This is a genomic window from Janthinobacterium darwini, from assembly GCF_051380905.1.
GTDB lineage: Bacteria > Pseudomonadota > Gammaproteobacteria > Burkholderiales > Burkholderiaceae_D > Janthinobacterium.
Map to the genome: position 1 here is coordinate 1,820,907 of NZ_JBNYXX010000001.1, position 21,970 is coordinate 1,842,876.

Annotated in this window: 22 protein-coding genes; 11 read left to right on the top strand and 11 right to left on the bottom strand. The window is 61.8% G+C overall.

The window, feature by feature from the left end:
- Positions 1 to 32: 32 nt before the first annotated feature.
- The 9 genes from ACQ4WZ_RS08475 to ygfZ all read right to left on the bottom strand — a co-directional run bounded on the left by ACQ4WZ_RS08475 (position 33) and on the right by ygfZ (position 9,600).
- The gene (locus ACQ4WZ_RS08475) at positions 33 to 1,043 is read right to left on the bottom strand and encodes an ABC transporter permease subunit (protein ID WP_101481385.1); all 1,011 of its coding nucleotides are present in this window, start codon (positions 1,041 to 1,043) and stop codon (positions 33 to 35) included.
- Positions 1,044 to 1,079: 36 nt separating this feature from the next.
- Entirely contained in the window at positions 1,080 to 2,579 is a 1,500-nt protein-coding gene (locus ACQ4WZ_RS08480) for a sugar ABC transporter ATP-binding protein (RefSeq protein WP_436573102.1), read from the bottom strand.
- 77 nt (positions 2,580 to 2,656) lie between these two features.
- Positions 2,657 to 3,592 carry an ABC transporter substrate-binding protein gene (locus ACQ4WZ_RS08485; protein ID WP_133991327.1) on the bottom strand — a complete coding sequence of 312 codons (936 nt, stop codon included), beginning with the start codon at positions 3,590 to 3,592 and terminating at the stop codon, positions 2,657 to 2,659.
- 66 nt (positions 3,593 to 3,658) lie between these two features.
- Positions 3,659 to 4,609 (bottom strand): transaldolase, encoded by a 951-nt coding sequence (gene tal / locus ACQ4WZ_RS08490; RefSeq protein WP_101481382.1) that lies wholly within the window; start codon positions 4,607 to 4,609, stop codon positions 3,659 to 3,661.
- 2 nt (positions 4,610 to 4,611) lie between these two features.
- Positions 4,612 to 6,096 carry a xylulokinase gene (xylB, locus tag ACQ4WZ_RS08495; protein WP_436573870.1) on the bottom strand — a complete coding sequence of 495 codons (1,485 nt, stop codon included), beginning with the start codon at positions 6,094 to 6,096 and terminating at the stop codon, positions 4,612 to 4,614.
- 31 nt (positions 6,097 to 6,127) lie between these two features.
- Positions 6,128 to 7,129 (bottom strand): LacI family DNA-binding transcriptional regulator, encoded by a 1,002-nt coding sequence (locus tag ACQ4WZ_RS08500; RefSeq protein ID WP_436573103.1) that lies wholly within the window; start codon positions 7,127 to 7,129, stop codon positions 6,128 to 6,130.
- 314 nt (positions 7,130 to 7,443) lie between these two features.
- Positions 7,444 to 8,181, bottom strand: a complete 738-nt coding sequence (locus ACQ4WZ_RS08505) for an NRDE family protein (RefSeq protein WP_101481379.1) — start codon at positions 8,179 to 8,181, stop codon at positions 7,444 to 7,446.
- Positions 8,172 to 8,462 carry a DUF4936 family protein gene (locus ACQ4WZ_RS08510; RefSeq protein WP_101481378.1) on the bottom strand — a complete coding sequence of 97 codons (291 nt, stop codon included), beginning with the start codon at positions 8,460 to 8,462 and terminating at the stop codon, positions 8,172 to 8,174. Before ACQ4WZ_RS08510 ends, ACQ4WZ_RS08505 begins: the two co-directional genes overlap by 10 nt.
- A gap of 7 nt (positions 8,463 to 8,469) precedes the next feature.
- Positions 8,470 to 9,600 (bottom strand): CAF17-like 4Fe-4S cluster assembly/insertion protein YgfZ, encoded by a 1,131-nt coding sequence (ygfZ, locus tag ACQ4WZ_RS08515; RefSeq protein WP_436573104.1) that lies wholly within the window; start codon positions 9,598 to 9,600, stop codon positions 8,470 to 8,472.
- A 176-nt stretch (positions 9,601 to 9,776) separates the two neighbouring features.
- On the opposite strand from ygfZ, the gene mltG reads away from it, so the two are divergent.
- From mltG to ACQ4WZ_RS08565, 10 genes are all read left to right on the top strand, one after another.
- Positions 9,777 to 10,763 (top strand): endolytic transglycosylase MltG, encoded by a 987-nt coding sequence (gene mltG, locus ACQ4WZ_RS08520; protein WP_101481376.1) that lies wholly within the window; start codon positions 9,777 to 9,779, stop codon positions 10,761 to 10,763.
- Positions 10,764 to 10,789: 26 nt separating this feature from the next.
- A complete protein-coding gene (tmk, locus tag ACQ4WZ_RS08525; RefSeq protein WP_101481375.1) occupies positions 10,790 to 11,431 on the top strand; it encodes a dTMP kinase in 642 nt (213 codons plus the stop codon).
- 16 nt (positions 11,432 to 11,447) lie between these two features.
- A complete protein-coding gene (locus ACQ4WZ_RS08530; protein WP_133991340.1) occupies positions 11,448 to 12,476 on the top strand; it encodes a DNA polymerase III subunit delta' in 1,029 nt (342 codons plus the stop codon).
- A 238-nt stretch (positions 12,477 to 12,714) separates the two neighbouring features.
- The gene (locus ACQ4WZ_RS08535; RefSeq protein WP_436573105.1) at positions 12,715 to 13,101 is read left to right on the top strand and encodes a VOC family protein; all 387 of its coding nucleotides are present in this window, start codon (positions 12,715 to 12,717) and stop codon (positions 13,099 to 13,101) included.
- 57 nt (positions 13,102 to 13,158) lie between these two features.
- Positions 13,159 to 13,791: a carbonic anhydrase gene (locus ACQ4WZ_RS08540; protein ID WP_101481372.1), complete on the top strand. Its 633-nt coding sequence runs from the start codon at positions 13,159 to 13,161 to the stop codon at positions 13,789 to 13,791.
- 78 nt (positions 13,792 to 13,869) lie between these two features.
- Entirely contained in the window at positions 13,870 to 14,649 is a 780-nt protein-coding gene (locus tag ACQ4WZ_RS08545) for a TatD family hydrolase (protein ID WP_436573106.1), read from the top strand.
- A gap of 16 nt (positions 14,650 to 14,665) precedes the next feature.
- Complete coding sequence (locus ACQ4WZ_RS08550) at positions 14,666 to 15,316, top strand: ankyrin repeat domain-containing protein (protein ID WP_436573107.1); 651 nt, start codon at positions 14,666 to 14,668, stop codon at positions 15,314 to 15,316.
- A 253-nt stretch (positions 15,317 to 15,569) separates the two neighbouring features.
- On the top strand, positions 15,570 to 16,493 hold the full coding sequence (locus ACQ4WZ_RS08555) for a class I SAM-dependent methyltransferase (RefSeq protein WP_133991348.1): 924 nt from the start codon (positions 15,570 to 15,572) through the stop codon (positions 16,491 to 16,493).
- 99 nt (positions 16,494 to 16,592) lie between these two features.
- Positions 16,593 to 16,841 (top strand): hypothetical protein, encoded by a 249-nt coding sequence (locus ACQ4WZ_RS08560; protein WP_101481369.1) that lies wholly within the window; start codon positions 16,593 to 16,595, stop codon positions 16,839 to 16,841.
- A gap of 163 nt (positions 16,842 to 17,004) precedes the next feature.
- Positions 17,005 to 17,202, top strand: a complete 198-nt coding sequence (locus ACQ4WZ_RS08565) for a hypothetical protein (protein WP_101481368.1) — start codon at positions 17,005 to 17,007, stop codon at positions 17,200 to 17,202.
- Positions 17,203 to 17,263: 61 nt separating this feature from the next.
- Here the strand turns inward: ACQ4WZ_RS08565 and ACQ4WZ_RS08570 are convergent, their stop codons facing one another.
- Positions 17,264 to 18,382 carry a phospholipase A gene (locus ACQ4WZ_RS08570; RefSeq protein ID WP_436573108.1) on the bottom strand — a complete coding sequence of 373 codons (1,119 nt, stop codon included), beginning with the start codon at positions 18,380 to 18,382 and terminating at the stop codon, positions 17,264 to 17,266.
- A 287-nt stretch (positions 18,383 to 18,669) separates the two neighbouring features.
- Between ACQ4WZ_RS08570 and fusA the strand changes: the two genes are divergently transcribed.
- Positions 18,670 to 20,778 carry an elongation factor G gene (gene fusA / locus ACQ4WZ_RS08575; protein WP_101484551.1) on the top strand — a complete coding sequence of 703 codons (2,109 nt, stop codon included), beginning with the start codon at positions 18,670 to 18,672 and terminating at the stop codon, positions 20,776 to 20,778.
- A 3-nt stretch (positions 20,779 to 20,781) separates the two neighbouring features.
- Here the strand turns inward: fusA and ACQ4WZ_RS08580 are convergent, their stop codons facing one another.
- Positions 20,782 to 21,951, bottom strand: coding sequence for an HlyD family secretion protein (locus tag ACQ4WZ_RS08580; protein ID WP_101481366.1), 1,170 nt, complete (start codon positions 21,949 to 21,951; stop codon positions 20,782 to 20,784).
- Positions 21,952 to 21,970 lie beyond the last annotated feature (19 nt).

Consider the following 21,970-nt stretch of genomic DNA (forward strand, 5'->3'; position numbering starts at 1 on the left):
GACACATTCCCCAGCGGGTCTGACCCCGGACTTTAATTTTGCGCGTGCGACTGGCGCCATTTATCCAGAATCACCGCCAGCACGATCACGACACCTTTCGCCACATACTGCCAGAACGACGACAGTCCCAGAATCGTCAAGCCATTGTTCATCACGCCGATGATCAGGGCGCCGATGACGGTGCCCCAGACGGAACCCACGCCGCCCATCAGGCTGGTGCCGCCCAGCACGACGGCCGCGATGGCGTCCAGCTCATAGCCGGTGCCCCAGTTGCCGTTGGCCGCATACAGACGGCTGGCCGACATGGCGCCGCCCAGGCCAGCGAACAGGCCGCTGATCGTGTAGACAAACATCAGCACGAGGCCTACCTTGATGCCCGTCAAACGGGCCGCCTGGATATTGCCGCCGACGGCGTAGATATGCAGGCCCAGCGTCGTCTTGCGCAGGATAAACCAGGTCAGCAGCACGACGGCCGCGGCCAGCCAGATCAGCCAGGGCACGGCCAGGAAGCTGCCGTTGCCCATCCATTCGAAGCTTGGGATTTCCGTGTTCAGCACGCTGGTGCCGTCGGCCAGCAGATAGGCGGCGCCGCGCAGGGCCGTCATGGTGCCCAAAGTCACGACGAAGGGGTTCAGACCGACGAGGGCCACCAGCACGCCATTCAGCGCGCCCAGCAGCAGGCCGACGATGAGGAAGGTGGGAATCGAGAAGCCGGCAAACTGCGCCGACAGCGACATCAGCATGCCTGCCACAGCCGAGACGGCCAGCACGGAGCCGACCGATAAATCAATGCCGCTGGTAAGAATGACGAAAGTCATGCCTGACGCCAGCACGATATTGATCGACACCTGGCGGAAGATGTTCATGGTGTTATTGCTGGTCATGAAGGTCGACGTGCCGTCGGCCGAGAAATATACGGTCAGGCCGTACATGGCCAGGTACAGCACGACCAGCACGGGCAGCATGCCCAGGCGGCGCATCAGGTTCGAGGCATTGAAGGGTTCGCCGGCGCGCGGGGCGCCGCTGGTGGTAGTCGTTGTCATGGTCAATCTCCTGAATGATTATTCTATTGCGTACTCTTACGCCGCTTCCAGCTGCGTGGCATAGGCGAGGATGTTTTCCTGCGTGATGTCGTCGCCCGTCACTTCGCCCGTCAAACGTCCTTCGCACATCACCATCACGCGGTCGCAAATGCCGACCAGCTCGGCCAGTTCGCTGGAAATGCACAGTACGGCCGTACCCGCATCCGCCAACTGGTGGATGATCTTGTATATTTCGCTCTTCGCGCCCACGTCCACGCCCCGCGTCGGCTCGTCGAGGATGAGCACTTTCGGCGCGATGGCCAGCCACCGCGCCAGCAAGACTTTCTGCTGGTTGCCGCCGGATAATCCCCCCACGATGCCGTCCGGTCCAGAGACCTTGACGTTGAGGTTGGCGATCGCCTCGCGCGTGAGCTGGGTCAGGGCGCCACGGTTCACCACGCCCGCCGTGGAATGCTTGGAAAGTATGTTCATCGACATGTTTTCCATGGCCGACAATTGCATGAACAAGCCCAGGCTCTTGCGGTCTTCCGGCAGGTAGCCGATGCCGTGGCGTATCGCCGTCAGCGGCCGGTGGATATGTACTTCCTGGCCGTCGAGCCAGACTTGCCCCGATTGCTTCTTGTCAGCGCCAAAGATCAAACGCGCCAGTTCCGTGCGGCCCGCGCCGACCAGGCCGGCCAGGCCCGTCACTTCGCCCGCATGCAGGGTAAACGATGCGGGCTTGACCTTGCCACCGCCCACGTTTTCCACGCGCAGGCGCTCGGCGCCACGCGTGGTGCGGCGCTGGTGCGAATAAAAGTCGTCGGCGGGGCGCCCCACCATCATTTGCACGACTTTCTTTTGATCCAGTTCATCCTTGCCCAGCTCGCCCACATAGGCGCCGTCGCGCAGCACCGTGATGCGGCGCGCCAGGCGCTCCACCTCGGCCATGCGGTGGCTGATGTAGAGCACGGCCAGGCCCTTGTCGCGCTGTTCTTCGATGATGCGGAACAATTGTTCGGTTTCCCGGTCGGACAGGGCGGCAGTGGGCTCGTCCATGATCAGGATGCGGCTTTCATGCACGAGGGCGCGGGCGATTTCCACCTGCTGCTGCTCGGCGATCGACAGGGTCGACACCATGGTGTCCGCGTCGAAGCGGGAACCGAGGTCGGCCAGGATGGCGTTGGTGCGCGCGCGCATTTCGCCGCCCTTGACGGTCCAGAACGGTCCTTGCGGTTCGCTGCCCATGAAGACGTTCTGCGCCACCGTCATGTTCTTGGCCACGCTCAATTCCTGGTAAATCAGGTTAATGCCCAGGGCGCGCGCCTCGCCCGGATTGCGGATCTTGATCGGCTTGCCGTCGAGAATGATTTCGCCCGCATCGGGGGTGTACACGCCGGACAAAATCTTCATCAGGGTGCTCTTGCCGGCGCCGTTTTCGCCCATCACGGCATGGATTTCGCCGCTGCGCACCGTCAGGTGCACGCCGCGCAGCGCGCGCGTGGCGCCAAAGCGCTTCTCGATGCCGCGCATTTCAAAAATAATATCGTCGCTCATGACTGTCCTTCCTTGCTTGTGAAACTGGCGCCGCCTGCCCGCAAGCTGGCGGCGCCTCGTGGTTCAGGTCAGGCAGATCAGTTCTTTACCCAGCCCGCGTAGGTGGCGACGTTTTCCTTGGTGATGGCCGGGGTCGGCAACAGCACCATGGTTTGCTTCGGCGTGCGGCCATTCATGATGTCGTAGCCCATCTGCACGGCGTCCGTGGCCATGCGGTAGGGGTTTTGCGCCGAGGTGGCGGCAAACAGGCCGGCCTTGTTCTTCAGGGCGTTCTGGCCATCGGGCGCGCCATCGACGGCCGTGATCAGTTTCACGTCCGTGCGCTTCGATTGCTTGATCGCCAGTTCGGCGCCGATGCCCGTCGGGTCATTGATGGCGAATACGCCGTCGATCTTCGGATGGGCCGTCAGCAAATTCGACATCACGGTCATGCCGCCGTCGCGGCTGCCGCCCGCGTTCTGGTTGTCGGACAGGATCTTGATATCCTTGAACGCGGCCAGGGTTTTCTTGCAGCCGTTGACGCGGTCGATCACGGACGTGACCGGCGGGCCGTTGAGGATCACGACATTGCCCTTGCCGCCGATCTGCTTGGCCAGGTAGGCGCACGACACGTCGCCCGCCATGGTGTTGTCGGACATCACGGTGGCCGAAGCGCCCACGGCGCCCACGTCGACGGCGATCACGACCACACCCGCATTGCGTGCTTTCTTGATGGCCGGGGCGATGCCCTTGGAATCGACGGCATTCAGGATGATGATGTCGGTTTTGTTGGCAATAAAGTTTTCAATCTGGTCCACCTGGGTGTTCAGGTCATACTTACTGGAAACAGTGGTGACTTTCACGCCAGGGCCGCCCAGCTTTTTCGCGCTTTCTTCCGCGCCACGCCCGATGGCGACAAAAAACGGGTTGGCCAGGTCGCCCACGCTCACGCCGATGGATTTCAGCGGTTTATCGGCAGCGAAGGCGCCGCAGGCGGCGGACAGCAGCAGGGTGGCGGTAATGACTTTTTTCATGAAGATCTCCAAGAGTTTTTATTGTGAAAAGCGACTGGTGCTACGGGTGAAAACTGATTGCTTGCATTATTGATTGCGTAACTTTTCGATCATGGCGTCCAGCTTGCCCGCATCGACGGCAAAGCCGCGGATGCCTTCGGCCAGCTTTTCGGTCGCCATCGCATCGTCGTTCAAGGCGTAGCGGAAAGCCGCTTCGTCATACGTGATGGCCGGCTGCGCCGCGCCCAGGTCGCCGCCCAGCGCGCGCTCGAATGGTGCGTTGGACGCTTCCAGCTTGGCCAGCAGGTCTGGGCTGATGGTCAGCAAGTCGCAGCCGGACAGGGCCGTGATCTGTCCCACGTTGCGGAAGCTGGCGCCCATCACTTGCGTGGCGATGCCATGTTGTTTGTAGTAATTGAAGATGCGCGTGACCGACTGTACACCTGGATCGTTGGACAGGCTGCGCGCCGCTTCGTCCCATGCCGCGCCCAGGGATTTCTTGTGCCAGTCGTAGATGCGGCCCACGAACGGCGAAATCAGGCGCACTTTCGCGTCGGCGCAGGCGACGGCCTGGCAAAATGCGAACAGCAGGGTCAGGTTGCAAAAGATGCCATCTTTTTCCAGTTCACGGGCCGCCTGGATGCCTTCCCAGGTGGCGGCGATCTTGATCAGCACGCGCTCGCGCTGGACGCCCGCTTGTTCGTACAGGGCGATCAGGCGGCGCGCCCGGGCCACGGTGGCGGCGCGGTCAAAGCTCAAGCGGGCATCGACTTCCGTCGACACGCGTCCCGGCACGACTTTCAAAATTTCCAGGCCGAAGCGCACCAGCACCTGGTCGACGATATCGTCCAGCGAGGCGGATTTATGCGCGGCAACCGTGCTTTCCAGCAAGGGCGCGTAATCGGGCTGCAGCACAGCTTTCAGGATCAGCGACGGGTTGGTGGTGGCGTCTTGTGGTGCGAAACGGGCCAATTGCAAAAAGTCACCCGTGTCGGCGACGACGGTGCTGGTTTGCTTCAATTGTTGCAGCTGATTCATTACTATTCCTTATCACTGAGTTGGTGCAAGGCTTGCACGGCGGGAAACAGGCTACGGTAGCGACCGTAGCGGATGCTCAAGGCTGCGCTGTGCGCGGCATCGGGCAGGAAAGTGTTTTTGATGGGCAAGCCCTGCGCCAGCAGGCTGGTGTCGCCGATGGCGGCAAAGCCCAGCTTGGCCGCGCCCAGGCTGGCCGACAGTTCGCTGTTGTGCAGGGTGCGCATTTCGCGTCCCAGCACATTGGCCAGCAATTGCGCCCAGTACTGGCTGCGCGCACCGCCGCCCACCAGCATGCAGTGGGGAACGACGGCACCTGTCGATGTCACTGCCGCCATGGCGTCGCGCAAGGCAAAGGCCACGCCTTCGAGCACGGCATAACCGAGCTGGGCCGGCGTGCTGTCGTGGCCCAGCTGCAAAAAGGCGCCGCGCACTTGCGGGTCATTATGCGGCGTGCGCTCGCCTGACAGGTAGGGCAGGAACAGCGGTGCGGATGGCGCGACAGCTGTGTCGAGCGGCAAGCCCGCTTCCACCAGCGCCAGCAGGGCTGCCTCGTCGGGCTGGCCCAGCACGCCAGTCGCCCAGCGCAAGCAGCTGGCGCCGGACAAAATCGCCCCCATGGCGTACCAGCGGCCGGGCAGGGCGTGGCAAAAGCTGTGCACGCCGCCGGCCGGATTGCCCAAAGGCGCTTCGGTGACGGAGACGATGGCGGCGCTGGTGCCCAGCGAGATAAAACTGTCGCCGCCGTTGACGGCGCCGATGCCGACGGCCGAGATAGGGTTGTCGCCGCCGCCACCCGCCACCACCACGTCCATGGGCAAGCCCAGCTGGTCGGCGATGGCGGCCAGCACGGTGCCGGTCGCGGCATCGCCTTCAGCCAGGGCCGGCATCTGTTCCGGCGCCAGGCCGCAGGCGGCCAGCATGGGCGCGTACCAGGCGCGTTTGGCCTCATCCAGCCACAGGGTGCCGGCCGCGTCGGACATGTCCGTCAGTTTGATCCCCGTCAAGCGCAGGCGCAAATAGTCTTTTGGCGACAGCAGGCAGGCGATGGCGGCGAAAGCGTCAGGCTCGTGCGTTTGCAGCCACAGCAGTTTTGGCGCCGTCAGGCCCGCCATGGGCAGGCTGCCCGTCACGTCCGCGTAGGCGGGAAAGTCGCGCGCCAGGGCGGCCGCTTCGGCCTCGGCGCGCGCATCGTTCCACAGGATGGCGGGACGGATCACGGCATCGTCATGGTCGAGCAGCACGGCGCCATGCATCTGGCCGGACAGGCCGATGCAAACGATGCGCGCGTATTCCTGCGGCCAGCCGGCGCGCAGCTGGCCCAGCGCGTTGACACAGGCGGCCCACCAATCCTGCGGCGCTTGTTCGGACCAGCCCGGCTGCGGGCGGCTCACGTCCAGGCGCACGGAAGCCTGGCCGCGCACGCTGCCTGTGCTGTCCATCAGCACGGTTTTCAGTTCGGAGGTACCGAGGTCGATACCGAGGGAAATCGCTGGATGCATATTGGATTACTGTAAAAGGTCAGGGGCAGCCGCAGGAATTGCGCACGCGCAGGGCCGGCGACAAGCGCTGCACGTGCTGGGCGCGGCCCGGGTTGGCGATACGGTCGATCAACAGGTCGACGGCCATGGCGCCCAGCTCTTCGAGCGGCTGCGCCATCACGGTCAGGCGGGGGCTGAAATAATCGGCCCAGTCGAAATCATCGAAGCCGGCCAGCGCGACGTCTTGCGGTACCGCAATGTGGGCGTCACGCAAGGCGTGCATGGTGCCGATGGTCATCAGGTTATTGCCGGCCACGATGGCCGTGGGCCGCTGTGACAGTGCCAGCAGTTCCAGAGTGGCCGCGCCGCTGCGTTCCAGGTTCGAGTCGCCCGAACGCAGCAGCTCCGCGTCAAAGTCGATATTGGCGCGCTGCAAGGCCAGGCGGTAGCCTGCGATACGCTCGTCCGTCGTGGACAGGCCGGGCGCGCCGGCAATGAAACCGATGCGGCGGTGGCCGTGGGCCAGGATCAGGTGGCTGACCAGCTGGGCCGTCGCCTCGGTGTTTTCCACGCCCACCTGGTCGAACGGTTGTGGCGACATGCGGTCGACCAGCACGGAAGCGATCTTGTTGCTGGTCAAATAGTCGAGTGCGCGGTTGTGCGGATCGCCCGAGGGCGCCAGTACGATGCCGTCGACCCGGCGCTGGTGCAAGTTCTGCACCACTTTGAGTTCCTGTTCGGGATCGTCATGCGTGTCGGAAAACAGCATCATCAAGCCGTGGCGCGTGCAGGCCGCCTCGATGGCGCGCACGGTTTCGCTGAAGTAATGATTGGTGAAGGCGGAAATGGCCACGCCGATGGTGCCCGACGAGGAGCCGGCCAGGGCGCGCGCCAGCATGTTCGGCACATAGCCGATCTGCTGCATGGCCGCGTTGACGGCGGCGACGGTTTTCGGGCTGACCTTGCGGGTGCCGTTGACTACGTGAGAGACGGTCGACAACGATACGTCCGCCGCCCGCGCTACATCTTCCATGGTGGCCATGGTGTCTCCTGATGGTTTTTTTATTATTGTGTACTGCGATTGGGTGCGGCTGTGTCGCCGCGTTTGAATCTATCGTAAACAAAAGAAAGCGCTTGCGCAAGCGCTTTCTTTTTTGTGCGGACGCATGCCGAGTGGCTTTTCGATGAAGACAAGGAGAAGCGTGCGTAGGTCGGATTAGCGCGCCGCAGGCGCGCGTAATCCGACGCCTGGGACGGCGGTGATGTTGGCTGAGTGTGGTGGTGTTGTCGGCTTACGCGCTTGCGCGCTAACCCGACCTACCCCGACCTGCGCCTCATCAAGATGGCAAGGTTGCGTTATTGAATCACCAGCTCATGCAATTCGCCGGGGGAGTCCGGGAACAGTTTCACGACGGTGGAAGTGCGCGTGCCATAGCCCGGCGTTTCGATGCAGACGGCGGACAGCACGCGCTCAAGGTCGAGCGGCACGCCCGTGTCCGGCAAGCGGAAGTCGGGCGCGCGCGTGGTATCGGCCAGCATGTCGAAATACGCGTCGTCGGGCGCGCCCTGGCACAACAGGCTGGCAAACTGGGCTTTGGTCTTCAAGACTTTCGGCCACGGCGCGTCCAGCAGGGCGTTCGACAAGCCGTAGATGCCCGGTTCCAACGGTTGGCCATTGCGTGCATCGCCATCGCCCCGGTTGGAAAACCAGATCAGCGTATGCGCGTCGCCCAGTACCAGATTGAAACCGTTGTAGGCTTTGCATCCGGGGCGGATTTGCGCGATGTAGTCTTGCGGTGACATATTTCCGGCCAGATAGTCGGCCACCAGGGCGCCGCGCGAGGGGGCGTCCGGGTTGCGGTCTTGCGGACTGCGGATATTGGTGATGGCGGCAAAGCGCGAACTGCCGCTGCCGGCCTGCGTGATGCCCATCCAGCTGCCGCCCGCCTGCAGATCGCGGCCCGCATACACTTGCGGGTGCTCGGGCCAGGCGCCGGCGGGGGCGCTGGCGCGTTCATAGAATTCGTCGCGGTTGGCGGCGGCAATCAGCGGGATGTGCGGATTGACTTTCCAGGCAAAAACGATCAGGCACATGGAGGCAAATCCATGAACACTTCCGTATGGCGCGCGCCTGCCGTCAGGGCCAGCAAGCCCGCCTCGTCGGCGGCTGCGGCCAGCAGTTCGGCGAAACCTTCGCCGACGACGGGATAGATTTCCATCCACGTCTGCAAGCCGTCCTTCACTTCCGGACGGCGCTTGAGTTGCGGTGACACGCCGGAGGCGGCCGCCAGCTTTGCCTGCAAGGAGCGGACCCGCGCTTCCAGCGCCTGGGCGTGCTCTTCCTTGACCTGATAATAAATGTACAAATCTTTCATGGCATTCTCACAAGTCGAGTGCGTCGAGCACGTAAGGCATGGGCAGGAACTGCACGTGAGCGCCCAGGGCCGAACCGTAGCGCACGGCGCCGGCTGCGCTTGAACCTTCCGCTATCGCCCCCAACTTCATTTCAACGAGGGCGTCGATGCCGCCGGCACCGTTGGGCGCGGCGTTGACGAGCATGCCGCAAGGCTGGTCCGGGTCGCTGGTGGCGAACAGTTCGCCACCGGCCACTGCCGCTGCGTCAGCGATGCTGACGAGGGTGGTACGGCGCTTGAGCTTGCCCAGATACTGGCTGCGCGCGACGATTTCCTGGCCCGGGTAGCAGCCTTTCTTGAAATTGACGCCGCCCAGCAGCTCGAAATTGACCATTTGCGGCACGAATTGCTCTTGCGTGGAGGCCGTGATCTGCGGGATGCCCGCATGGATTTCCGACAATTGCCAGGCGTCATTACCGCCCTTGGCCAGTTGTTCGGTCAACTGTGGCCACAGCTCGCGCGCCGTGGCGGCGGACGTCAGCCATTCATAGCGGGCGCTGCCAAAGGCATCGGCCACGCGCAGCAGGGTGCCCAGAGTGTGGTCCACTTTGCTGAACGGCGTGGCGGGCAGTACGGGGAAGCAGGCGGACAGGGCGGCGCTGGCCTTTAGTCCACCGAAGCCCAGGATGACCTGGTTCGCTTCATCAAAGGACGCATCGTGCAGCTTGGCCTTGGCGCGCAGCACGAACATTTGCAAGCGCTTCTGGATGGCTGGCTGTATGGCGCGCGGCAATTGCAGATAAATGGTGGTGGCATTGCGCCACATCAGGAAACTGGCAAGCATCCTGCCCTTGGGCGTGCAATAGCCGGCCAGGCGCACTTGCTCCCGGTCCAGGTGTTCCACATCGTTGGTCAGCTGGCCGTGCAGGAAACTGGCTGCCTCGTCGCCGGTCAAGCCGATCAAGCCCTGGTCCGTGATGGCCGCGACAAAACCTTCTTGCAGCTGGGACACTGTCAGGGACTGGCCAAAATCGGCGATGGGGTAGACGTTGGTGGCGACGCTGGTGACAAGAGCGGTGCTGTCAGGCGCGCCATCGATGACAACGGGGCGGGCGCCTTGTGCAGTTAAAAATTGATTCCAGTTATTCATAATTTCCATTAGATCAGCGATTAAGCATTATCATTACGGGTTCATTATAGTGATGTCGCGCAGATTGCGTCGGCAGCGGCAAGAATGCCAGTGTTGGCGCCGCTTTGCGCGTACTTGCTTCACAAATGAACGATCATAACAAGCGCGCGCTGCCCGGTAGCGCCCGCATCACAAGAATCGGAACAATGGCTTTCTTTAAAAAACTTGTAGTCAGTTCGCTCATCGCCGCCATCGGCGCCGGGGGTACTTTTGTGTACTGGGCGCAGCAACCCATCACCACGGAAGGCGAAGCGATCCCGTTTACGATCATGCCGGGCAGTGGCGCGCATGCGGCCGGCCAGCAGATTGCGGACGCGGGCGTGCCCATCGTGCCCATCCTGTTCAACTTGCTGGCGCGTATCGAAGGCAAGACCTCGAAGATCAAGGCCGGTTCCTACGAACTGAAGCCTGGCACGACACCGCAGCGTCTGATCACGCAGCTGGCGCGCGGTGAATTCGCGCAAGAATCGCTGACCATCATCGAAGGCTGGACTTTCAAGCAGATGCGCCAGGCGATGGCCAGTCATCCCGGGCTCAAGCACGATACCGTGGGCCTGTCCGACAAGGAGTTGATGGCGAAAATCAGTCCCGAATTTGTGCTGCCGGAAGGCCTGTTCTTCCCGGATACCTATCTGTTTGCCAAGGGCGCCAGCGAAATGCAGATTTTCAAGCAGGCGCACACGGCCATGATAGGTCGTTTGTCCGAGGCGTGGTTCAAGCGCGATCCCGCCTTGCCCTATAAAAACCCGTACGAGGCGCTGATCATGGCTTCCATCGTGGAAAAGGAAACGGGACAAAAGTCCGAACGTGCCATGATCGCCGGCGTCTTCGTCAACCGCCTGAAGACCGGCATGCTGCTTCAGACGGACCCGACCGTAATCTATGGCATGGGCGACAACTACCAGGGCAAGATCCGCAAACGCGACCTGGAAGCGGACACCCCGTACAATACCTACACGCGCGGCGGCTTGCCGCCCACGCCGATCGCGCTGGCTGGCGCGCAATCGCTGACGGCGGCGCTGGCGCCGGCCCGCACGCAGGCGCTGTATTTCGTGGCGCGCGGCGACGGCACCAGTCAGTTCTCGGCCAACTTGCCCGACCATAACCGCGCCGTGAACCAGTACCAGCGGTAATTTCACCTGATTAAGTAAGAAGTTTCATGACACAACACCATCAACCCCGCTTCATCACCTTCGAAGGCATCGATGGCGCGGGCAAGTCGACGCATATCGGCTTTGTTACCGACTATTTGCAGCAGCGGGGCGTAAGCCTCGTGTCGTCGCGCGAACCGGGCGGCACCGGCCTGGGCGAAAAGCTGCGCGAACTGCTGTTGCATGAAAAAATGCATTTGGAAACGGAAGCCTTGCTGATGTTCGCCAGCCGCCGCGAACACATCGCGCAAGTCATCGCGCCTGCCCTGGAGCGGGGCGAGTGGGTCATTTCCGACCGTTTTACCGATGCCAGCTTTGCCTACCAGGGTGGCGGCCGGGGCATGGACTTGCGCAAGATGGAAGCGCTGGAAGCGTGGGTGCATCCCCACCTGCAGCCGGACCTGACGTTTTTGTTCGACGTGCCGCTGGCCGTGGCCCGTGCCCGCCTGGACGCCACGCGCTCGCTCGACAAGTTCGAACAGGAGCGATCGGATTTCTTCGCCGCCACGCGCAACGAGTATCTGCGCCGCGCCGCCCAGTTCCCTGAACGCTTCCGCATCATCGATTCCACGCAAAGCATCGCTGACATTCAAGTACAGCTCGCACAGCTGCTTGATGTTCTGCTTGAGCAAAGTGCTGTAACACGCTGATTTAAAAGAAGATGATATGACAAGTTCTCTCTATCCCTGGCAGCAGGACGCCTGGCAGCAATTGCAAGCGCTGCGCCCGCGCATGCCGCACGCCATTTTGTTCCATGGCGCGCAAGGCATCGGCAAGGCAGATTTCATCGAGCATTTCGCGCAGGCCTTGCTGTGCGAAGACGTACGCGCAGACGGTCATGCCTGCGGCGCGTGCGCTTCGTGCGGCTGGTTTAGCCAGGGCAACCATCCGGATTACCGCAGGGTCCGTCCGGAAGCGCTGGAAGACGAGGTGGCCGACGACGGCGAAGAGGGCGAAGGCGCGAAGAAGAGCGCCAAGACCAAGACGCCGTCGAAAGACATCAAGATCGAGCAGATCCGCAACCTGGCCGACTTCATGAACATTTCCACGCACCGCCAAGGCTTGCGCGTGGTGGTGCTGTACCCGGCCGAGGCGCTCAATACGCCCGCCTCGAATGCCTTGCTGAAGACGCTGGAGGAGCCTCCGCCGGGTACCTTGTTCCTGCTGGCATCGAACAGCCTGGACCGTTTGCTGCCGACGATCTTGTCACGCTGCCGCAAGTTCGCCTTGCCCATGCCCAGCCACGAGCAGGCCTTGACCTGGCTCAAGGCCCAAGGCTTGAATGACGCGGACAGCTGGCTGCGCGAGCAGGGCGGCGCGCCGCTGGCCGCGCTGGCCCAATCCGAGTCGGGTGGCCGCGAAGAAACGGAACAGTTGCTGCAAGTGTTGGCCCATCCGGGCGTGGAAGCTGCCCTGAAGGCGGCCGACAAGCTGCAGAAGGCGCCTTTGGCGCCACTGGTGGCGTCCTTGCAGCGCTGGCTGTACGATGTGTTTTCCGTGAAATTGTCCGGCACCATCCGCTACTATCCGCGCCACAGGCGGGAGCTGGAAGCGCTGGCCGCACGCATCAACGTCAGCCGTTTGATGGCCGCCATCAAGGCAGCCAATGAGCGCAGGGCGATCGCCGAGCACCCCTTGTCGCCCAAGCTGTTCCTGGAAGACATGCTGCTCGATTACTCCTCAAGTTGCCAATGAAATCAAGCGCTTGCGTCACCAAGTTAATGCAGATTATTTAATTATTGGCTCGATGCGAATGATTTGGCCGCAGGTTTCAGCATGAACACTCTCCACGTTTCCGCGCGCAACCCCCATGGCTGCGCAGCGGCAGTCTACTATATATCTTGATAATATTTTTGCCTGGCGCGCCATGGCCGTTTGCCACGCTAGCCCCGCGGTGATACAGTCAAGGCACTGGACAGCAATGGAGGCGTGCATGAAACGCGTCACTGGCATCGGCGGCATCTTCTTCCTCGCGCAAGACCCGGCCGCGCTGCGCGCCTGGTACCAGCGCCACCTGGGCCTGGATGTGCAGCCCTGGGGCGGGGCCGCCTTCACCTGGACGGATGCTAATGGCCAGCCCACGGGTGGCACCACCATCTGGTCCGTGGCGGCACAGGACAGCGAGCAATTCGCGCCGGGCAAGGCTGCCTTCATGATCAATTACCGGGTCGATGACCTCGATGCGCTGCTGCAAGTGCTGCGCGACGAGGGCTGTACGGTGCTGGACAAGGCGCCCGACTCGCAATACGGCCAGTTCGGCTGGGTCATTGATCCCGAGGGTAACAAGGTGGAGCTGTGGCAGCCACCCGAGGGGCAATAGGGAACTCAGGCGCCAGATCAGCGATAATATCGTCTCAGCCAACCATTTTATTTATTTATGCGCGACATTATTGCTGGATTTCTACGCTTTCAAAAAGAGGTTTTTCCCGAGCGCCGCGAGTTGTTCAAGACGCTGGCCACGGGACAAACCCCCAAGGCCCTGTTCATTTCCTGCTCAGACAGCCGCATGGTGCCGGAACTGGTAACGCAGCGCGAACCAGGCGAGCTCTTCGTGATTCGCAACGCGGGCAACATCGTGCCCTCGTACGGCCCCGAACCGGGTGGCGTGAGCGCCACGGTGGAATTTGCCGTGTCCGCCTTGAACGTGAGCGACATCGTTATTTGCGGCCATTCCGATTGCGGTGCGATGAAGGCGATTGCCACCTGTGCCTGCCTGGACCATATGCCGGCCGTGCGCAGCTGGCTGCACCATGCCGATGCGGCGCGCATGATCAACGAGTCGGTCGAGCATCCGACGGAACAGTCGCGCATCGACGGCATGGTGCGCGCCAATGTGGTCGCGCAGCTCAATAACCTGCGCACCCATCCCTCGGTGGCGCTGGCCATGGCGCAAAACAGACTGACCCTGCACGGCTGGGTGTACGACATCGAGAACGGTTCCCTTGACGCGCTCGACGAGTCGACCGGCCACTTCGTTCCGCTGGCGGAACATCCTGCCTCGAAGCTGTAAGCATCCGCACCACCATGGCAGGGGACGACGGCGCTGTTCCCCTGCCATTTTTTGCTCCCTCCGGTACAATCCCGCCTTATGTATATCGATTCCCATTGCCATATCAATTTCCCCGAGCTGGCTGCTCGCATGCCCGAGATCCTCGCCAAGATGGCCGAGAACAAGGTGACGCACGCCCTGTGCGTGTCCGTCGACTTGCCGGGCTTCCCACAGGTGCTGGCCCTGGCCGAGCAGTATCCGCATATTTTCGCATCCGTCGGCGTGCATCCCGACTACGAGGACACGCCTGAACCGTCCGTGGAAGACCTGGTGCGCCTGGCCGACCACCCGAAGATCATCGCCATCGGCGAGACGGGTCTCGACTATTTCCGCCTGACGGGCGACCTGGAATGGCAGCGCGAGCGTTTTCGCACGCACATCAAAGCTTCAAGAATCACCCGTAAGCCCTTGATTATTCACACACGGGCGGCCAGTGCAGACACGATACGCATCATGCGCGAAGAGGGCGCGGGCGTATCCGATGGCGGCGTGGCCGGCGTCATGCATTGCTTTACGGAGTCGCTGGAAGTGGCTCGCGCCGCCATAGACATGGGTTTCTATATTTCGTTTTCCGGCATCGTCACGTTCAAGAGCGCGAAGGATTTGCAAGCCGTGGCTTTGGACGTGCCGCTCGAACGCATACTGATCGAGACGGATTCGCCGTATCTGGCGCCCGTACCGTTCCGCGGCCGCATGAATGAGCCCGGCTATGTGGCCCACGTGGCCGAATATCTGTCGACCCTGAAAGGCATCCCCCTGGAGCAGGTGGCGCGCCAGACGACGGATAATTTCTTCAAGTTATTCAATCAGTTGCCATAACTTCTTAAGGTTAGACATGATGAAAAAACTCGCCCTGGCGATGCTGCTGTGCTGCGCCACCGCCAGCCAGGCGGCGCCGGAACCGGACACTTTCTTCCGTGCCGTGTCCGTCAACAACGCCAGCGGCGTGCGCAGCATGCTGGACGAAGGCATGAATCCGAACCAGCCTGATACGCAGCGGGGTGACATTCCCCTCGTGCTGGCCTTGCGCGACGATGCGGACAAGGTATTCAAGCTGCTGCTCGACACGCCGGGCATCGACATCGAAGCGCGCTCGGCCAATGGCAACACGGCGCTGATGATTGCCGCCTACAAGCACAAGCTGGACGCCGTGCAAGCATTGCTGGCCAAGGGCGCCAAGGTCAACCAGAGCGGCTGGACGGCGCTCCACTATGCGGCCTCGGCGGGCGACTTGCCCATCATGAAGATTTTTCTGGACCGTGATGCCGTGGTCGATGCGCGCGCCCCTGCCAACGTCACGCCGCTGATGTTCGCCGCCCGCGAAGGGCAGGAAGGTGCCGTCAAGCTGCTGCTGTCCTGGGGCGCGGACGCCAGCCTGAAAAGCGACCATGGCTGGACGGCCGCGCAGTTCGCCCAGGCGGGCGACAAGCCCGGCGTGGTGGCTATCATCGAAGCGGCACAGAAGGCGCGCGCCTCCCGTAAGTGATCTTTCTAGTCATATTTTCCATGCCAGCGCTGAAACTGGCATGGAAATGCCTCTCACCTCAGCGCTTTGTTCCCCCGGCCAATTAACGATAATGATCCTGTCGCATTAATCAGGAGATCGTCGCATGGGCCATCACATCACCGTCAGGCGCCGGCTGTATTGTCGCCGCCCCTCGCGCAGCCCGTGCGATATCACTGCTTTCTGGAATGACAAAACCGATCGGCCATCGGAGCCAGACTCCAAGAGGACAGACATGCTGAATGAACGAGAAATCGAGAGTTGTTACCTGGGGCAATTTATCCCCGTCCATTACCACCACAATATGTTGATGGACCAGAACCGCATGCACGGGTTCAAGTCGGCGATCGATTACGCGGTGAAGCCCGGCATGAAGGTGCTGGAACTGGGTGGCGGCACGGGCGTGCTGTCGTGGTTTGCGGCTGCGCGCGCTGACAAGGTGTGGTGCGTGGAGTTCAATCCGGACATGGTCAAGGAAGCGCGCAAGATGCTGGCGCTCAATCCCAACGGTGAAAAAGTGGAAGTTGTCCACGCGGACGCCTTCGAATATCTGCCGCCCGAACCCGTCGACATTGTCATCTGCGAAATGATACACGTGGGCATGCTGCGCGAAAAGCAAGTGGAAGTGATCGAATCATTCAAGCGCCGCTACCTGGCCCGTTTTGGCGGCCCGCTGCCCATCTTCCTGCCCGAAGCCGTCATCATGGCCGTGCAGCCCATGCAGCAGGAATACGATTTCGAGGGTTTTTATGCGCCCATCGTGCAATTCCAGGAAACCACGGCCATCCATCCGGGTGTGCAGGAACTGGCGCCGCCGTCCGTGTACAGCATCATCGACTTCAGCCAGCCGACGGACAGCGTGTTCGGCTTTGATGGCAAGTTCGTCGTCGAACGCAGCGGCACACTGAACGCCTTGCGTTTCGTCACCAAGAACATCCTGGCCGTGGTGCCCGAGCGCTCGACCACCATCGACTGGCTGAACCACTACATGTGCTTGCCGCTGGCCACGCCGCTGGCCGTGAAGGCGGGCGACGTGCTGCAAGTGAGCTTCCAGTACCGCGCCGGCGGCTCGATACCCTCGCTGGAAGCGTCGATGCGCGCGCAGGTAATCTATGATGTGAACCTGCAGCCAGTGACACAGAACGCTGTCTATGCCTGATTTGCATTAATTTAAAGGCAAGGCCGCAGGCATTTCGTCCTGCGGCGTTTGTCCATTCAGGGTATATTTCGTCCTTTACCACTGGACAGCTTTATTATCATGGAACAGATCGATCAGCGTTACCTCGTGCAACAGAACAAAATCAGCGATGGCGAGACCAAGCCACCCGTGTTTGCCAAGGTAATGCGCAGCAAGGAAGGCGTGTTTGAAGGCGTGTCCTTCATCAAGTCGAAGGAAAAGGCCACCGTCATGACCATCGACGAGGCCAAGCAGGCCATCAAATGGGCCACCAGCAAGAAGCCGAACGCGCATGAGTACATCACGAAAGTGATTTGCGTCGGCCAATAAGATCATCGCCAGCTACCGTTCATTCCTGTTTTTACTCAGTCCATCCCCGCATCCTGCAGTTCATCGCATGGCCGTTGCCGTCCCGGCGGAGCTTTACTATAGTGCTGTCACGGTAGCGGGGCAAGCACGGCTTGCTCCGCACATTTCATTCGAGGGGAACGCGATGCTGGGATTTGTGCTGTGGCTGCTGCTCTTGCTGGTGTGCTGGCCCTTGGCCTTGCTGGCACTCGTGCTGTACCCGCTGGCATGGCTGCTGTTGCTGCCATTGCGCCTGATCGGCATCGGCGTGGAAGGCGTGTTCGAATTGCTGCGCGCCATCGTCATGCTGCCGGCCCGCGTGCTGGGCGGCGGGCGGCACTAAACTGAATTTCCCATAAAAAATGGCGCCCTCGGCGCCATTTTTGTTTGTATCACTGTCTTGCTTACAGGTCGACCATGAAACCGGCGCCGATCGATTTCTGCGAATAGTTGTAGTCGATCAAGCTCTGGCCATAGCCGGAGAACAGTTGCAGATAGCCTTTCAGGTTGGCTTTCAATGGGAAAGCCCAGCTGGCCTGCATGGAGCCATGCTTCTTGCTGAAATTGCGGCGGGCCGTCACGGCATACTCATGGCCCTTGTTGCGGTAGCTCACGCGCAAGTCGCCATGCCCCATGTAATCGGTAATGTCGATATTGTCATTGTCGGTCTTGCCATTGTCGAGGCGGTGCCAGACGCGCGTCGTGACGGCCAGGTTGTCTTTTTCCACGCCCAGCTCGGCATACACGCGGTTCCAGCTGCGCGACAGGGTCGAGGTCTGGCCATTCGACTGGTGCACCAGGCCGAAGTTCAGGTAATTGAATTCCAGTCCCGCGAAATGCTTGTTGATCGGCAAGATCAGCATCAGTTCCGGCTGGTAATTGGTCTCGCGGAAGGGGCTTGATGCCTTGCGGTTATACGCTTGCCAGAAACTTTGCTGCGTGTAGCCGAACCACATGTCGATGGGCGTGCCAGCTATGTCTTCCAGCAGCTTCATCTTGAAACTCAGCTGGAATGTCAATTCCACGTGCTGGCTCTTGACGCCGCCTGGCGTGAAATCCTGGAACGGTTCGTCGTTGGATGCATCGCTGTAATTGGCCAGCAGCAGATAGGTGTCGCGGTGCGGGCGGAAGTTGAACAGGCCGCGTTTCGAAGCGTCATTGAGCTCCCAGGATTGCTGCGTGCGCGAAATCGGCGCTTCCGGCGGCGCCGCGCCAGCTTGCGCGATGGCGGGAATGGCGGCGTTGACGGCGTCCGGCGTGGCTACGCCAGGCGGGCTGACGGGCGTGAACGGAGCGACCTCGGCAGCGGCAGCCAGGGTGACGGCCGCGATGGCGGGATCACCGCCGGCGGCAATGGTGGCCTTTTCCGCCGCCTTGGCCAGGGTGTCGAAGCAGCCCAGGCGGGCGCTGGCGTCACCAAGCACGGCGCAACGCTGCATTTGCTGTTCCAGTTCGCCGGCCATGGCCAGCGCTGGCGACGCCAGCAGGGAGGAGAGGATTATTTTTCTTAGTCGGATAGTCATAGGCTGAGTAGGGCATGTCATTCGGTGCGCACCTGAGCTGGCATGCCAGCGGCGTCGCCTTGCACGATGTATCACCGTGCGTCTTGATTTTGATTAATCTTTGTTGGATTAATAAAGTTGAAAGTATAGCGGAATCTCCTGTTTGTCCTGTACAACGCGCGTGCGCGTGTGTGTTAGTGTTGTACGCACGCCAAAAAATGGTTGCGGGCCGCCCTGCAAATCGATGTCTGCTACACTGGAAAACCGGCGCAAACACAGTCGTGCCGGGGCTAGCCATGGAGATTGTGATGACCCGCAAGACACCTATCGAGCGCTACCGCAACATCGGCATCAGCGCCCATATCGACGCCGGCAAGACCACCACCACCGAGCGCATCCTGTTTTATACGGGGGTCAACCACAAGATCGGCGAAGTGCACAATGGCGCCGCCACCATGGACTGGATGGAGCAGGAGCAGGAACGGGGCATCACCATTACCTCGGCCGCTACCACGGCCTTCTGGAAAGGCATGGCCGGCAACTTCCCCGAACACCGCATCAACATCATCGACACACCGGGCCACGTGGATTTCACGATTGAAGTGGAACGCTCGATGCGCGTGCTCGACGGCGCCGTGATGGTCTACGACGCCGTCGGCGGCGTCCAGCCCCAGTCCGAGACCGTGTGGCGGCAAGCCAATAAATACCATGTGCCGCGCATCGCCTTCATCAACAAGATGGACAGGGTGGGCGCGGATTTCTTGCGCGTGCGCAAGCAGATCGCCGAGCGCCTGAAAGGCGTGGCCGTGCCCATCCAGCTGCCCATCGGCGCCGAAGACCATTTCACGGGCGTGATCGACCTGCTGAAAATGCGCGCCATCACCTGGGACGAGGCCAGCCAGGGCGTGCAGTTCAGCTATGGCGAGATTCCCGCCGAGCTGCTGGCGCAGGCGCAGGAGTGGCACGAGCACATGGTCGAACACGCGGCCGAGGCCAGCCTCGACATGACGGAACGCTATCTGAATGGCGACACGTTTACGGAAGCCGAACTCAAGCAAGCCTTGCGCGCGCGCACCATCCGCAACGAAATCGTGCCCATGCTGTGCGGCAGCGCCTTCAAGAACAAGGGCGTGCAGGCGATGCTCGATGCCGTCATCGAATACCTGCCGTCGCCCATGGAAGTGCCGCCCATCATGGGCCACGACGAGCACGACAACGAAGTGGAGCGCCACCCGACGGATGAGGAGCACTTTGCCGCGCTCGCCTTTAAAATCATGACAGACCCCTTCGTGGGGCAGTTGACGTTCTTCCGCGTGTATTCGGGCGTGGTGAACTCCGGCGATATGGTCTACAACCCCACCAAGAGCGCGCGCGAGCGCCTGGGGCGCATCTTGCAGATGCATGCGAACGAACGCAAGGAAATCAAGGAAGTGTATGCGGGCGACATCGCCGCCGCCGTGGGGCTGAAAGCTGTCACTACGGGCGACACCCTGTGCGCCATCGACCATATCATCGTCCTGGAGAAGATGATTTTTCCGGAACCCGTGATTTCCCAGGCGGTCGAACCAAAGACCAAGCCTGACCAGGAAAAGATGGGCATCGCCCTGAACCGCCTGGCGCAGGAAGATCCGTCGTTCAAGGTGCACACGGACGAGGAATCCGGCCAGACCATCATGTCGGGCATGGGCGAATTGCACCTGGAAATTTTAGTCGACCGCATGCGGCGCGAATTCGGCGTGGAAGCCAATGTCGGCAAGCCGCAGGTGGCATACCGGGAAACCATTACGCGCACGGTGGAAGATATCGAGGGCAAGTTCGTCAAGCAGTCAGGCGGACGGGGCCAGTACGGCCACGTGGTGCTGAAACTTGAACCTTTGCCGCCTGGCACGGGCTACCAGTTCGTCGACGCCATCAAGGGCGGTGTGGTGCCGCGCGAATTCATCCCCGCCGTCGACAAGGGCATCGCCGAAACGTTAAAGGCCGGCGTGCTGGCCGGCTATCCGGTCGTCGACGTGAAGGCTACCTTGACCTTCGGCTCCTACCACGACGTCGATTCGAATGAGAATGCCTTCCGCATGGCCGGCTCCATCGCCTTCAAGGACGGCATGCGCAAAGCGTCGCCCGTGCTGCTGGAACCGATGATGCAGGTGGAGGCGGAAACGCCGGAAGAGTTCATGGGCAACGTCATGGGCGACCTGACGGCCCGCCGCGGCATGGTGCAGGGCGTCGACGACATCCCCGGCGGCGCGGGGCGTATTGTCAAGGCCCTGGTGCCGCTGGCGGAAATGTTCGGCTATTCCACCACCCTGCGTTCGCTGACCCAGGGCCGCGCCACCTACACCATGGAATTCAAGCACTATGCCGCCGTGCCCAAGCATGTATTGGACCAGGTGGCTGCGGCGGGGAAGGCGAAATAGGTGTCAGTTAGCCGAGTTTTGCGCAATGATGGCATCGGCCATTTTCTCCGCCTCGTCCACGGGCTGGCTCAGCGCCCTGGTCGTGTAGACGGTGGACGCCACCATCGGCTGGTCCAGGGTCGCCCCTTCGCCATGGCTGGTATCGACCGTCACCGTGGTCGACAGGCCGATGCGCAGCGGGTGGGCGGCCAGCTCCTTCGGGTCCAGGGTGATGCGCACGGGCACACGCTGCACTACCTTGATCCAGTTGCCCGTGGCGTTTTGCGCCGGCAACAGCGAAAAAGCGCTGCCCGTGCCGGCCGACATGCCCAGCACCTTGCCGTGGTAGACCACCTTGCTGCCATACAAATCCGTTTCGATGGTCGCCGCCTGGCCCACGCGGATATTGCGCAATTCGGATTCCTTGAAGTTCGCATCGACCCATAACTGGTCCAGCGGCACGATGGACATCAGCGGCGTGCCCGGCGTCACGTGCGACCCCAGCTGCACGCTGCGCTTGGCCACATAGCCCGAGACAGGCGCGACCACGGCGTTGCGGCGCACGGCCAGCCACGCCTGCAGCACGTCGCCCCGGGCCGACAGCACGGCCGGATGGCTGGCCAGGTGCACGCCGGCCACGCCCGCTTTGGCCGACTCGGCCTGGCGCTGTGCCACCGTCAAGGCGGCTTTTGCATCATCGACGGCCTGCTTCGCATGGGCCAGGTCTTCGCCCGAGATCGTGTTGTCCGCCGCCAGCGGCGCGCGGCGCGCCAGGTTGCCCCGGGCCGTGGCTAGCGCCAGGCGGCGCTGCTCGATAACGGCGTCGTACTGCGCCACGTTCGCATAGCGCTCGCGCTCCTGGCGCACGACATTAGCCAATCGCGCCTCGGCCTGGCTCAGGGCCAGGTTCGCATCGATGGCGTTCAGGGTGATCAGGGGCGCGCCCGCCGTCACCATCTGCGTCTCGTCGGCGCGGATGGCATCGACATTGCCCGTCACTTGCGCGGACAGGGTGACCATATTGCCGCCCACGTAGGCGTTGTCCGTGACTTCCTCCTTGGCCAGCACCAGCTGATAGTAGACAGCCCAGGCTGCGCCAGCCACGACAAAGGCGGCCGTGATGGCGATGAGGACGGCCTTGCGCTTGCCCGGCTGTTCGGTGGGGGTGGTGCTTGCTGTGGTATCGCTGCTCATGATGTGTTCCGTAGTCGAT

What these genes read in the sequence shown, in the direction of transcription:
- ACQ4WZ_RS08475 (WP_101481385.1), bottom strand. Translation starts at nt 1,043, where the DNA reads ATGACAACGACTACCACCAGCGGCGCCCCGCGCGCCGGCGAACCCTTC.
- ACQ4WZ_RS08480 (WP_436573102.1), bottom strand. Translation starts at nt 2,579, where the DNA reads ATGAGCGACGATATTATTTTTGAAATGCGCGGCATCGAGAAGCGCTTT.
- ACQ4WZ_RS08485 (WP_133991327.1), bottom strand. Translation starts at nt 3,592, where the DNA reads ATGAAAAAAGTCATTACCGCCACCCTGCTGCTGTCCGCCGCCTGCGGC.
- tal (WP_101481382.1), bottom strand. Translation starts at nt 4,609, where the DNA reads ATGAATCAGCTGCAACAATTGAAGCAAACCAGCACCGTCGTCGCCGAC.
- ACQ4WZ_RS08500 (WP_436573103.1), bottom strand. Translation starts at nt 7,129, where the DNA reads ATGGCCACCATGGAAGATGTAGCGCGGGCGGCGGACGTATCGTTGTCG.
- ACQ4WZ_RS08505 (WP_101481379.1), bottom strand. Translation starts at nt 8,181, where the DNA reads ATGTGCCTGATCGTTTTTGCCTGGAAAGTCAATCCGCACATCCCGCTG.
- ACQ4WZ_RS08510 (WP_101481378.1), bottom strand. Translation starts at nt 8,462, where the DNA reads ATGAAAGATTTGTACATTTATTATCAGGTCAAGGAAGAGCACGCCCAG.
- ygfZ (WP_436573104.1), bottom strand. Translation starts at nt 9,600, where the DNA reads ATGGAAATTATGAATAACTGGAATCAATTTTTAACTGCACAAGGCGCC.
- mltG (WP_101481376.1), top strand. Translation starts at nt 9,777, where the DNA reads ATGGCTTTCTTTAAAAAACTTGTAGTCAGTTCGCTCATCGCCGCCATC.
- tmk (WP_101481375.1), top strand. Translation starts at nt 10,790, where the DNA reads ATGACACAACACCATCAACCCCGCTTCATCACCTTCGAAGGCATCGAT.
- ACQ4WZ_RS08530 (WP_133991340.1), top strand. Translation starts at nt 11,448, where the DNA reads ATGACAAGTTCTCTCTATCCCTGGCAGCAGGACGCCTGGCAGCAATTG.
- ACQ4WZ_RS08535 (WP_436573105.1), top strand. Translation starts at nt 12,715, where the DNA reads ATGAAACGCGTCACTGGCATCGGCGGCATCTTCTTCCTCGCGCAAGAC.
- ACQ4WZ_RS08540 (WP_101481372.1), top strand. Translation starts at nt 13,159, where the DNA reads ATGCGCGACATTATTGCTGGATTTCTACGCTTTCAAAAAGAGGTTTTT.
- ACQ4WZ_RS08545 (WP_436573106.1), top strand. Translation starts at nt 13,870, where the DNA reads ATGTATATCGATTCCCATTGCCATATCAATTTCCCCGAGCTGGCTGCT.
- ACQ4WZ_RS08550 (WP_436573107.1), top strand. Translation starts at nt 14,666, where the DNA reads ATGATGAAAAAACTCGCCCTGGCGATGCTGCTGTGCTGCGCCACCGCC.
- ACQ4WZ_RS08555 (WP_133991348.1), top strand. Translation starts at nt 15,570, where the DNA reads ATGCTGAATGAACGAGAAATCGAGAGTTGTTACCTGGGGCAATTTATC.
- ACQ4WZ_RS08560 (WP_101481369.1), top strand. Translation starts at nt 16,593, where the DNA reads ATGGAACAGATCGATCAGCGTTACCTCGTGCAACAGAACAAAATCAGC.
- ACQ4WZ_RS08565 (WP_101481368.1), top strand. Translation starts at nt 17,005, where the DNA reads ATGCTGGGATTTGTGCTGTGGCTGCTGCTCTTGCTGGTGTGCTGGCCC.
- ACQ4WZ_RS08570 (WP_436573108.1), bottom strand. Translation starts at nt 18,382, where the DNA reads ATGACTATCCGACTAAGAAAAATAATCCTCTCCTCCCTGCTGGCGTCG.
- fusA (WP_101484551.1), top strand. Translation starts at nt 18,670, where the DNA reads ATGACCCGCAAGACACCTATCGAGCGCTACCGCAACATCGGCATCAGC.
- ACQ4WZ_RS08580 (WP_101481366.1), bottom strand. Translation starts at nt 21,951, where the DNA reads ATGAGCAGCGATACCACAGCAAGCACCACCCCCACCGAACAGCCGGGC.